At 49.1% G+C, this 12,112-nt stretch carries 12 protein-coding genes; 8 read left to right on the top strand and 4 right to left on the bottom strand.

Translation table 11 applies throughout. The features are described from left to right. Positions 1–266 precede the first annotated feature (266 nt). Positions 267–1,007 carry a DUF4145 domain-containing protein gene (locus tag ACMWLG_RS24730; RefSeq protein WP_406542954.1) on the top strand — a complete coding sequence of 247 codons (741 nt, stop codon included), beginning with the start codon at positions 267–269 and terminating at the stop codon, positions 1,005–1,007. 1,109 nt (positions 1,008–2,116) lie between these two features. Continuing rightward, on the top strand, positions 2,117–2,473 hold the full coding sequence (locus tag ACMWLG_RS24735; RefSeq protein WP_047028184.1) for a hypothetical protein: 357 nt from the start codon (positions 2,117–2,119) through the stop codon (positions 2,471–2,473). Positions 2,474–2,590: 117 nt separating this feature from the next. Here the strand turns inward: ACMWLG_RS24735 and ACMWLG_RS24740 are convergent, their stop codons facing one another. Beyond that, positions 2,591–2,875 (bottom strand): hypothetical protein, encoded by a 285-nt coding sequence (locus tag ACMWLG_RS24740; protein ID WP_047028183.1) that lies wholly within the window; start codon positions 2,873–2,875, stop codon positions 2,591–2,593. Next, on the bottom strand, positions 2,875–3,702 hold the full coding sequence (locus ACMWLG_RS24745) for a ParA family protein (protein WP_047028182.1): 828 nt from the start codon (positions 3,700–3,702) through the stop codon (positions 2,875–2,877). Before ACMWLG_RS24745 ends, ACMWLG_RS24740 begins: the two co-directional genes overlap by 1 nt. Before the next feature lie 393 nt (positions 3,703–4,095). Here ACMWLG_RS24745 and ACMWLG_RS24750 point away from each other — a divergent pair, with 393 nt between their 5' ends. The 6 genes from ACMWLG_RS24750 to ACMWLG_RS24775 all read left to right on the top strand — a co-directional run bounded on the left by ACMWLG_RS24750 (position 4,096) and on the right by ACMWLG_RS24775 (position 8,758). After that, complete coding sequence (locus ACMWLG_RS24750) at positions 4,096–4,941, top strand: hypothetical protein (RefSeq protein WP_047028181.1); 846 nt, start codon at positions 4,096–4,098, stop codon at positions 4,939–4,941. A gap of 99 nt (positions 4,942–5,040) precedes the next feature. Next, on the top strand, positions 5,041–6,177 hold the full coding sequence (locus ACMWLG_RS24755; protein WP_052768200.1) for a hypothetical protein: 1,137 nt from the start codon (positions 5,041–5,043) through the stop codon (positions 6,175–6,177). Between the two features lie 119 nt (positions 6,178–6,296). Then, positions 6,297–6,791: a thermonuclease family protein gene (locus ACMWLG_RS24760; RefSeq protein WP_047028180.1), complete on the top strand. Its 495-nt coding sequence runs from the start codon at positions 6,297–6,299 to the stop codon at positions 6,789–6,791. Between the two features lie 12 nt (positions 6,792–6,803). Continuing rightward, positions 6,804–7,304 carry a hypothetical protein gene (locus ACMWLG_RS24765; RefSeq protein ID WP_047028179.1) on the top strand — a complete coding sequence of 167 codons (501 nt, stop codon included), beginning with the start codon at positions 6,804–6,806 and terminating at the stop codon, positions 7,302–7,304. Between the two features lie 345 nt (positions 7,305–7,649). Next, on the top strand, positions 7,650–8,420 hold the full coding sequence (locus ACMWLG_RS24770; protein WP_047028178.1) for a TraX family protein: 771 nt from the start codon (positions 7,650–7,652) through the stop codon (positions 8,418–8,420). Positions 8,421–8,434: 14 nt separating this feature from the next. Further along, positions 8,435–8,758, top strand: a complete 324-nt coding sequence (locus ACMWLG_RS24775) for a hypothetical protein (RefSeq protein WP_047028177.1) — start codon at positions 8,435–8,437, stop codon at positions 8,756–8,758. Here the strand turns inward: ACMWLG_RS24775 and ACMWLG_RS24780 are convergent. After that, positions 8,736–9,539, bottom strand: coding sequence for a DUF4225 domain-containing protein (locus tag ACMWLG_RS24780; RefSeq protein WP_047028176.1), 804 nt, complete (start codon positions 9,537–9,539; stop codon positions 8,736–8,738). The genes ACMWLG_RS24775 and ACMWLG_RS24780 overlap by 23 nt on opposite strands. A gap of 888 nt (positions 9,540–10,427) precedes the next feature. Further along, a complete protein-coding gene (gene repA, locus ACMWLG_RS24785) occupies positions 10,428–11,441 on the bottom strand; it encodes a plasmid replication initiator RepA (RefSeq protein WP_047028175.1) in 1,014 nt (337 codons plus the stop codon). Positions 11,442–12,112: the final 671 nt, after the last annotated feature.

A 12,112-nucleotide genomic window follows, 5' to 3' on the forward strand; every position in this document is an offset into this window, starting at 1 on the left:
GATCGATACCAATAAGCGCAATGTTTTCCATGATGGTTCTCCGAATGAAAGCCTGTCCTCAGCATAGTACTGGGAAGGAGGGAGTGACCATCTCATTAAGTGTGGGAAAGAGGGAAGAGTAAGAACCCCGTTTATCCGACATGTCGGTCATTGAGTGTCGCGGCTCTTTTTCAAAAAGGGCTAATGGATTATGGTGAAAGTAGGTTATCACTGAATTTGAAGGTCTGATTCAGATCTCATCACTATTACCTTCGGAGTTAAAGTAAATGTCTGTTCATAAAATTTCGGCTAGATTTTACGCGAGCCTGAGTGTGGAATGGCCATGCCCGGCATGTGCCCAGAAAACACTGGTTATTGATAAAGAGACTTTCCACGCTAAGTCACTGCTGGAAAGTCGACAAATTCAGAATGAGGATTGGTTTGAACCTGAAATGGATGAGAAGGTTTTCAGCTGTATGGCGCACTGTTCACGGGCAAACTGTAATGAAGTGGTTGTCTGCATTGGTAAGGGAGGCTGGCAGGAGGAATGGGACGATGAAATGAGTAATCGTGATTATGTTGCCTGGTATAAACCAATGAGCTTTGTTCCGACGTTGCATCCATTTGCACTTCCCGGAGAATATCCGGAGGAGATTGCAGGGCCTGTTACAGCTTCTTTTTCTGTCTATCTCAGCCAGCCAGGATCTGCTGCCAATCTAATCAGGATCTCGGTTGAGAGAATGCTGACGGCAATTGGTATTCCTGAACATGGTAATAAAGGGAAGCGTATTTATCTCCATCAACGTATCGAACTCCTCGACGGGCAATATGCCCCCTACAAGGACACGCTGATGGCAATTAAATTCCTGGGTAACGCCGGCAGTCATACCTATGATGAAGTGACCACCGGGGATATCGAAGCGGCATTCGAGATTATGGAGTATGTCGTGAATGACCTCTTTTCCGGTCGTAAGGAGTCGATTGCAGTCCTTACCAGACGGCTGCATGACAAGTTCGGAAATCAGTGAAGTTCCCGGCAGTCCCGCCTCTGGCTTGCGGTTGCTGTACTCTGGAAGGCAGGATAGTTCAGGAGCTGAAGAACTATCCTGACTAATGAAAGCTGAAGTAATGTTGTTTAACCGGACAACATACTAATCCGCAAGATAGTCCGCAGGAGGATATTGATTCGACGTACTTATGCACATATATGTTATGCACTAAGTACAACAAATAAACTCAACGCAACAAAAGTATAAGTACCAGGCATTACTTAAATAAAGAATACTTTTTTAGATACTATTTAAGTAAACGCGTCAACCCTGCGGAGAATTTATTTTTGACTTTCATCAGGCTCTCTGGCATTATAATCAAAAATGATGCACACCCCACTCAACAGTGATTCTGTTGCCGTCTTATTTCGCCTGATGGTGAATGTCAGACCGCAGCCGTGTGCATTACGTGCCGGTTCCGGCATATTGCGATATCTGCACTTAAGTTAAATATTATCTGCACCGCTGACCTGGTTTACTCCATTATTCCGGTGTGCGCCGGAAATGGTCACAGAAGTACAGACCTGACTTATTGTGCCAGGCAAAGCAGTTGCGAGGGGGGATTCTCTTCGTAAGGGACACCTGGAGGGAGTGCTTAGCACGTGACAATCGCTGACGCAATAGCGAAAACGGCGAAAAACAAAGAAAATAACTAAAAATACATGTTGACTATTGACAAACATGCTTATTTCAGGGTAAGATAACCTTATTCTGAACATGACAGAGAATACTGTCATGTGGCCGACAGAGGCCAGGGCAACCCCAGATGAAAAGAATACTATCCGGTTCCCTGTTCTGTTGGCTAAGCCAAGACAGCAGGTACCGGTGCGCCCGGGCCTGCTTTTTTTGTGCCCGAAGAAAATGACGCGATTCTTTATTCCGCTACTGCGGAGATGGATTCGTACACCCTGAAAACACTTAACACTCACGCAGGTGAGTAAGGAGCTGGAGTGAAATAGCTAAATCTGAAATGTATTACGCGGTGACGTTATCACCATTTTTTTCAACCATTTAAAAAGGTTTCTAAATGAAAACTTTGAATGTAGTACCAAGAGTTATTTTATCTAAGGCTAATATAGGAGAAATCTATGCCATTATTTCAGTTCAATATTACAGTAAACAAACATTATGCACCTGTTACGCAACATATCAGTACACGCGCCCACCACCATAATGAAGAGTCTGGTCAGTCCGGGGGGAATGGACGTAAACCTGACAATAACGACGGCAAGAAAGTCACTATCGTCGATGTCATTATGGGGGGCATTTTTGCCACTATCCAGAGTTTCTGGAATACATCAATGATGCAGTGGGTGGTCGGCATTCTACACAGTCTTGGTATGCCTTCAGAATGGACAGGTCTAACAGCAACTTTGATTATCTCAATCGGGGTCAGTGCTTTACCTGTCGCGTTCCGCTGGTTAATGCGTAAGTTGTATTGCTAAGTAAGAAGTATGTCGGGGTATTTGCAGATACCCTGACAAATATAGTAGGGGTTGTTTGATGAAAGATCAACCCCTGTTATTACAAATAGAATACTAATGTAGTTCACTTGTACTACATTATATGTTCTCTTTAATCGCCTTGAGTACCTTCTCTGGCCCGGCTGACTGTGCAAGGTAGAGCCCAGCGCGCAACAACGTCGATACCGTGATATTTTTATGTGTCAGCGCCTGGATCTGTTCAACCAGTTCCTGTGCCAGCACCTTTTCGGCGGGTGTCATGCGTATTGTTTTGGGCGTTTCTCCTGTCGTATTTTTCTTTTTAGCCGCAATATTTGTCAGGCTGCTTTCTTTTCTGGTACGTTCCGGTTTTTCCATTTTTGGTCGAACAAGTTCTTTAGACATTATGCTGCCTCACTGCTGATAATTTCTTCTAGTTCGCGAGCCAGTTTGCCGTAGTCAACTAAAGCCATTGCGCTTTTCTGGTAGTAGTAGAGTGGGAGACAAGCCACCTGCGACTGCACTATTGCCTGATCGGTACGAATCCGGCTCTTTAACAGGCGAGGGGAGATCCTCTCATGTGAAGTCAATGCGGTATCAATATAGGTGTTAATTTTTTTATTGGCACCGTTGTAGTTATTTCGAAACACGCTGAAACGCGAGTAATCTTCCTCAGAGATCTCATCCATGTAGTCCAGCATGATTTCCAGGCCACTGAGCGAAAAACTCCCGCCGTCGACAGGAACAAGCACATGGTCGGCAATGAAAATGGCATTGCCGGTTGCGATGTTGAGCCCAGGTGCGCAGTCAATAATGATGTAATCGTATTCGGCGCGGACTTTCTCAAGATGTCGGCCCAGGATTTTTTCGCGGTGACTGCGTGTAAGTGTCTGTTCGATAATTTTTTCAAACGTCGGGTCGGACGGAATAAGATCAAGGTTAGGGATAGGTACTTCACCGGCCATCGCAGGAATGATGACATCACGGATATCAAATCGGGAATTATTATAGAGATCGCAAATTGTTGGCCCATACATGGAATAGTACTTTTTGCCATTTGCGGTCACTTCTGTCGTATTGGCCTGCTGGTCGGAGTCAATCAGCAGCGTGCGCTTTCCGGATCGGGCATAGTGGACAGCAAGATTTGTCGCTGAACTGGTCTTACCAGGACCGCCTTTGTTGTTCATTATTGCAACTATTCGCGCAGATTTTTCCTGTAGCTTGCTCATCATGACGGCTCCAGATTGAGATTATTAGTCAGGAGTATTTGTAATCCATTTTGCACACTTAAGCAATACAAATGTAATACAAAAAAGCAAAGGCAGGGTCCATTCTGTCAAAAATTGGTTCTTGTGCTGCCAGATGAGGCTTTCTTGATTTTCGACATTCAGGCGCCAGCGTCTGACTCTCGCTCTGACCCTGTAATCAGGGTTCAGTTTGGGAAACGGAAATTTTTGTACATTAAGCGTATTTTTTAACCGAAATACATAGGTTACGCCCTTATATCTTTCCATTGGGCTTCAGTCCCCTCTATGTCTTTTAGACATTATTAACGCATCATCGTTTACTTGTCCGTAAAATAGATCAATAATGCATAAGTTAACTAACTTATGCGGAATCACTTTATGTTTAGAGCTAATGAAGATTCGGAAAAACTGCGCGCCAAGGCATTCGACTACCTGCTAATGAAAGAGAGCTTTCCATGGCGTAAGGACAATAGCGGGTCTAATTCAACTGAGGACAGGAATCGTGCGGAGCACGCTTTGACTGTCATTCATGAAAAGTTTGGGCCTTTTGTTACGTCTTATCCTGAGTGGCATCCGATTATTGCTCTTGGCCGTGATGTGCATAACCATTCAGGAACTCAAACTACGCCCCGCTTCCCGCATCTTGATCACACGAGGTATATGGCAAATGCAATTATTACTTGCCCATATGGCAGCACGGATGAGCTGATTGCTACAGTTAAAACGTCTTACCGGGGGTTAGTTCAGTACCTGAATAGTGATGATGGGCGTTATAGCAGCATGGCTGGCTGGTTACGTATGGCCGCTGATTCCATTGAATTACGTGCTGCGTACATCACTGATGAATTAATCGAATCGTTTGCAGATGGTAATTATGACTACGACGATAGTGATGTTTTCAATGATGTTTCTGACTTAATTCCCCTGTATACACAAGGCGCAGGACCAATACTTATATGGTGGAGTTGGAATAATCACCAACTGGAGCCTGACGGCACAATTTCGCCAGCTATCGCTGTTCCGTTAATGCTTTCCCGTACCTTGGCTGATCTGTCATATGCCGAGTTCTCTGAGTCGTGGGAAGATATGCGCTATCTGCTTCTTGGAAGCCCACATGGTGCCCGTTCCTCGCTATTCCTCAACCAACTGACGGTGAAACAGCTTCGCACGATGTTTAACGGGTTAATGGAATCTGGCGCGTTTGGGCCGTTAAAGCACAAATGACATGGTATGGGATGCAAACTGTCTTGATTTGAGGAGCATCCGTGAAATCCTGACTGATGGACAGGCCTGCAAAAGCGTAAAAAGAGATATGAATAAAAAATGACGGTTCAGAACAGTACTTCAAGCAATTCCCCACGCAGTGAATCAACTGACGTAAGCACCCGGTCAACGCAGGCCAACCTTATACGAACCGAATATACGGAGGTCATTAACGATAGTGACATTCGAAAAATTCTCGCCAAGTTCGTTAAATCGGGAGTCAAAAAAATACCAGGATTCGGTACCGCACTGACGCTGCTGGAGGAAGGTTATACGGAAATAATCGCAATGGAGGAAAAGCAACGGCGTGCCCGCGTCGAAAAGTTCGTTACCGGCATACACCAGAAGCTGCCGGAACTGGCAGATATTTCTTCTGAAGACTTTCTTGCCGTACTCCGCAAGGTTCTGCAGGACGATGAGGATGAGAAAACTTGGCTTTATGTACGCCTGCTCGTTCAGCTGGGCAGGGGGACACTGGATAAAGAAACTCGTTTCCACTTTATTCATATGACGCACAACCTGACCTTCGGACAGCTTAAATTTATCCGGGAGTTGTATCTTCGCAAGACTCTGGAACTAAAGGGATATAACTCCAAAGGAGACGCAGAGCTAGCGCTGACAGATAAACCGGAGGGGATGACACAGCGTGCCATCAGTACTTTAATTAGCTGGGGTCTGATCAGAGAAGATCGTAGCGGAGAAGTCCGGCGTGCTCCTTTTTATCTTATGAATGATGATATGCATACCCTGATTAATCTGTTGTTTAGCAGCAAATCGCTGCAGCCTGCCGAAATAGAAATGGAAGTTAAAGACCAACCCGATGTCGTGATACTTACCTCGTTCCACTCAGACAGAGATCTATATGTTACTGAATTGCCTGAAAAGCTGGAACGTCAAAAACTGAAGGTCGCAATAATCGAAAATAACAGTGACCATCAGAAAACAACTCTCGCCGGCTTATATGTTTTCCTCACCACAGGGGAAGAGGAGATCCATTTTCGTCGGGAAGAATGCACGTATATCCAGGTCAGAGACACCCCGGCAAAGGACGGTGATCCCCTTATGAGAGTAAGAGTCAAGTCATCGATATTCAACGGTTCAGACATCTCAAAAACCTCCATTGACATATTACGGGACGTTATCAACAGGGTTGCGGATGGTGTGTTACGTCTTCATCAGGCGAAGGCCAGTAAGTAAAAGTCGATTTCCAAACGGCTTTTTACCTCTTACCGTATAAAAAGCCTCGTTGGGGTGTAAGTCGAGTTGAAATTTACGTTCTTAATAACCGCAATGTATACAACCTGGGATAACGAATAATGAAACGGAAGTTTTGCTCTCTGCTCCTGATCGTTATGGCGTTTTCGGCCAGTGCAGATTTCAGCGGCCGGATTGTGCGCGTGCTGGACGGGGATACCGTTGAGATGCTTGAGCCAGGAAACCAACTGACGCGCATTCGTCTGGCCGGCATCGATGCGCCGGAAAAGAGTCAGCCGTTTGGCCAGCGTTCCCGTCAGGAACTCTCATCAATGGTGGCCCAGCGGCATGTAACCGTCACCGGAAGTGATAAGGATCGCTATGGACGTCTGCTCGGTACCGTGTGGATTGGCGTGACAGATGTGAATGCCGAACAGATACGCAAAGGCCTGGCCTGGGCATACCGGTACCACGGAAAACCTACCCGGCCAGACTACGCTGTTCTGGAGGCCGAAGCCCGCCTTCAGTCAGTCGGACTCTGGTCAGAACCGGGTCAGACTGAGCCCTGGCGCTGGCGTAGCCTGCATCAGAATGGGCTAAAAAAGAATAATGATTAAGGAGATTTCTGAATGACGTTAAAATTGACAGAAAGCAAGCTGGAAAACCTTGTAGATACTTTAAATGCCATTATATGCGGTGAAGTAAATATTACACGTGAGCAGCGTGAAAATATGGTCAGGACGGTTGCAATTCTGGGAGGGTTAACGGAGCGGCAGCGCCTCATCACTGCGGAAAAAGAAGCTAAAAAGCAGGTAAAAGAAGAAAAGGAAAAAAAACCACGCCTTCCGGATGAAGTGTTTCCGCGTTCAGGAAAACCGTGGTCACCGGAGGACCTGGACCTTATTCATTCGATTATTGCTGATATTCCGGATGACAGAATCGACGATCATATACTCTGGCTGTCGAAGAAACTGCAGCGCACCCCTTATGCCATCACCCTGAAAATTGTCAGTGAAGGCCGTATGAACGAGGAATGGGCTAAAGGGTGGAAGCCTGCCGCAAAATCTATTCGTGAAGATTTCGCTCTGGTCAGGGAAAAAACTTCAGCAAATAATACAGATAATTCATGAGCGAACGCCACATATATAAAAGGGTCGATAAATTTGCCCAGATTTTGGGCGCTAATATGAATTTTTTATTAGGAACCTTCCTACTCCGCTAAATATAATATTCATGCAGCCGATAATAAGAGTGTAAGAAAGGGGGCGGTGTGAACGATTTTCATATTTTAAGTATTTGTATTCAGAATAAGGATGTGGCAGGCGCAATGCGCGTGCTGCGTGATAAATCAGAATTTGCGGTGCGCAAGATTCTGGAGAAACTTAAGATCAGGGTCACAACGCGAACCGGCAGGGCATTCTGGCATTATGTTCAGGGCTGGCTGTTAACCGCGTGTCGCCAGGGGAATCTACAGCATGAATCGTTCAGTACCCGACGTTCTTCCCACTATCCGGAACGCCAGCCAGCTCAGTCCCGCAGCTCTCGATATGGTCAAACTTCTCGCACTTCTGGCCATGATTATCGACCACATCAATACGGTGTTTCTGTCGCCAGCCTTGCCGGTGATGTATGCGCTTGGCCGGATGGCCTTCCCCCTGTTCACGCTTATATGGGCGATGAACGTACAGCGCACCCCGGAACGACTTCAGAAGAGAGCCAGTCGTCTGTGGATCTGGGCAGTCATCACCCAGCCGGTGTTCAGCCTGGCCTTCTGGCATCAGCAGCCCTGGTGGGCCCTGAACATTCTGTTCGTGTTTGCCGGCGTCACGCAGCTGCTTGCCCTGCAGTACCGGCACGGCCGGAAAGGAATGTTTGCGGGATATCTGCTCCTGGCCCTCATGATTTGGCCACTGGAGCCGGCAAGCTACGGGCTGGCAGGAATAACGCTGGCCATCAGTATGGCAACGGTTTCTGGCAGCGATACACCCGGAGTGCAGCGGCTGGCGGCCATCACTGCCGTGCTGTCACTGATTTGTTTAAACGGGTTATCGCATCTCCTGGATATGCCCGCAGAAACATTATTACTGGCCACGTTGCCTACTCTGGCATTCCCCCTGGCAGTAGTTTCCTTCTGCAGGCAAATCTGTCCGGACGGCCGCCGGCGTTTCATGCCGCGTAATTTCTTTTATTATGCTTACGCCGGTCACCTGGGGATTATTGGTCTTATACAGTATACTTTCGCCTGATTAGGGAGGACGTGATGGCTATCAGTGAGAAAGAGCTGCTTGAGGCAGGTTTCAGCAAGAGCGAAGTGGACAATTTACAGGGCCGGCTTGCAGCAGGCGGAGGCACCATGCAGTATCTCATCGATGCGCTATCACGGCGCTTCCGGGTGTCGGTATGGATCACTGTCGTGCTGGTTCTGGTTATGCTGGTCACCCTCATTGCCGGCAGCCGGACACACATTCTTTCCGGGGGCATGAGTTCCCTTGTCGTCCTGATCATTGCCTGGGTGACCTTCCCACCTGTACTGGGCTGGAAAGCATTCCGCCTGCAGAAGACTATTTCCCGGAAGGCTCAATAGTCAGTAAATCAAGCGCCACTTTGGCTTTAACTCCCCATCCCGCAATTTTAAGCGCCATTGCGGGACGTGGCGTGCCGGATACTTTCCTGAAGAAATCGGGCCTGGTCCAGTACCACAGCCGTTGTGCTTCGGGTTTCAGCCTCAGGCCATACGCGCCGTACACTTCGCTGAAGAGTGTGACAGCCTTATAGGTTCCCAACCCCTGCTGCCGGCTGAAGCCCAGAAATTCAGCGAACTCCATCGATCCGTCCGCAAATATCCCCTCCGTCTGTTTATCACCGAGGAGGTTGTGTGCGGCCTCACGTGAAATCGTGTTAAAGCCATTTACGACTATCACCGCACCAGCCACCACGCCCACCGGCGTCATGGAGGACATCATGACGATCCCACCAAAGATGGCCGCACCGGCCACCACGACGTCGACCGCTGAAATGATGTAGCCCACAATTTTGTTCTCGTCCCGGACAACCTTCACCTCAGCATAGAGTTTTGCATAGCCGGTTTTGAGCGATCGGGACTGCTCCAGCAGGCTGGTATTCTCAGCCCGTAAGGCCCGCAGACAGGCCATACAGTCATCATCCGTTTTCGCCCGGCGCGCGGCCTCAAACTGGGCCATGATGAATGCCCTGATCTCATCCACAAACTGAATCCGGATAAAACCATCCTGGAGATGCATAGCCGCCACCGTGTTGGCCGTATTCACCAGTTTCCGGGCCTCAAGGTTGATCATGGTTTCGGCCCAGGCACGGGGATTCTGGCCGGGTAAAAGCAACGTGTCCATTTTATCGCCTCGCTTATCTGTTTCTGAAAGCATATTCCCGAAACGAGTTTTGACAACAAAAAAAGGGCACGCTGCCCTGCAGAACTCACTGATGCCGCATCGCGGCATGGAGGCGCCAGCTGAAGCCAGACAGGGAGAGAAAGTCGACGGGCGCCGTGACCGGCGTAAGCCGCTGCGGTTTGAAAGGTTCTGCCTGTCCCATCCCTTACCCTGCAAAGCCATACCCGCGAACCGCCACGCCTGGTAGTGACGTGCGCGGTCGGAGTGAGCACGTCGAGGCCAGAGGCCGCTGACGGGCTGTATCTCCGCGTTAGCGCCGTGAGGCGCTTACGAGCGTGTACAGCGGGCTTGCCGCGACGCTAACTGCAGCAGCTCTTACTTCTAGTTACAACATCCCTCTTAAAGCGAGGGTGTTCCGGCCCTTCGGGCCGGGGCGGCGTCGGTTTAGCAGGGGTCAGGTAAGTATGCAGTGTTGGGTTCTGGCCAGAACGGGGCCCGGCGCTTGCGACGGGAGGAACTTTTGATTTTATTCTGAGCGCGCGGCCGTGAGGCCGCTGCATGCGAAGGCATTTTACGTTATCCACAGAGTGGCCGAAGACAATGATCTACTCTGGAATGTAATGAACAGAGAGATAAAAACGGTGAAGTAAGACTGTTTTGCGGAATGTCTTTTATTCATTTCCGGGTTACTTCACTTATTCGTTTGCGGATTTCTGTGTAAAAAAAGAGACAGTGGCCATTGCGGACCATAACGACACGCAGTACGTCATGGTGACCGGAAGGAGAAAGGAGTAAAGGATGAAAAATGAGCAGAATGGCCGAAAAAAACCAGCACGAAAAGCCCCGGTGAGGGGCCTGTAAACAGAAAGACTGTTGTTTCGTCTGTGACTAGTCAGGTGGAGAAAGCGCCAGATCCAGCTGGTAAAGATGCTGGATGGCCAGCGCCTTCAGGCGCTCAGATGTGCACCAGTACGCTTCGTCAGGCGGCAGGGTGCGGTAAATCCATTCAGACATTGCATGGAGTCGTTCATCTGCCGGCAGCTTAATCAGATTGTTGGCACGTTTACGCTCCGCGCCTTTTTTGCGGCGGTAAACGAGTGCCTCCCGGCGCTTACGGCCGGACCAGCATTTCCGCGCGGAATGGGGCTGAACATCATCATGTTCGCTCATCACCCCTTCCCGGATCAGCTGCTCACGCTCGGCGCTCTGACGGAGCTTCTTCTCCTGCTCTTTAAACAGCTTGTCCATATCGACGCCCAGCATCTGGAATCCCACGGGGGTGATATAGACATACGTTGGCAGCCAGGTGCGGGATTCACGATCCCAGGCGCGTTCTTCTGCGAGGCCCAGAACGCCAAACCGTACCTGTTCCTCAATAAGCCGTGAAAGGCGTGACACCGTCACCTCTGTTTCCGGAATGACATTGCCTTTTGCGTCCTTTGCACTGAGTTCTTTTGCAAGACGGGAGATACACATGCCGACGGTATGCTTGCCGGCATCACAGAAGCTGATGAGCACTGGCCAGAGGGCATCGAGCAGGCGCTGACGTTCCGGACGGAAGCCATATTTACGTCCCGCCTTACGGCGGCCGGCGACATAGAGAGGGTGACGAGAAACATGCATGCGCAGGCTGACCTGCCCGGTTTCTTTGTCTTTTTTCACCAGGCGATTGTAGGCATGACCGAGCTGTCCGGAGAGCTTTTTATAATGCTCCGGGCGATACCAGGCCGGGTTCTCACATTTGGCTTTTGTGGAATGCTCACCGCGTTTGCGGCGGGTCAGTTTTTTGACCGGTGCAATGAGGAAATTACCCTGAGTGCCGGCATCGACATCCTGCCAGAAACGGGTTAGCTCATCTTTCGGTAGATCTGACCAGTGAACAGAAATCTGATTGTCATTCACGGCGGCCTGTTCTTATGGCGGCCGGGTGTTGTTTTCTATGGTGCATGCGTTATAATCCTTCACAGGCAACGCGCCTGCTTTTGGACCCCCTGATACCTGTGTCTTCCGCCAAGATGATGACAGTTATCGGGGGGTTTGTGCATTCAGGCTCCGGGAAATCCCGTCACCTGCTCCTGAACGTTTTACTGGACACGTCCTGTCCCTGTTTGTTTCCGGAAGTCCGCATTTCTTCCGTAAAACCATCTTCTGCCACCCGTCTGCCTCACCACAAAGCAGTCAAACCGTCAGTTTGAGTTAGGTCACAAAAGTAATCTGAATCAACAATCTGTCCCACCACAAGACGATCGCTGACGATCCGAATACTACCTTCTCGTCAGTAATTTTTCCAGATGTTAGACCAGATAACCGTCCATAGTTTGCATGCTAATTGCCCTTAAGGGACTATAACCGGCAGCGCTCGCCGCAGTATCAGGCCGGCAGGCCTGATCGAGGAAGCGCAGGAGAACGGAACGGGAAGATGGCATTTACGCGCGGAATCTGAAGATCAGCCTCTGGCGGGAGACGATCTACAGGGGGTCGTCTCAGAAAACGGAATCTATGGTCACTCCCGTTTTTGCAACACCGATTTTGACGATAAGTTGGCTTGCTTGAATCTATCCGGCGTCTGAATG

The sequence above is a fragment of the Enterobacter sp. 01-M-02-SI-ECC genome (genome assembly GCF_047530595.1).
Lineage (GTDB): Bacteria > Pseudomonadota > Gammaproteobacteria > Enterobacterales > Enterobacteriaceae > Enterobacter > Enterobacter cloacae_M.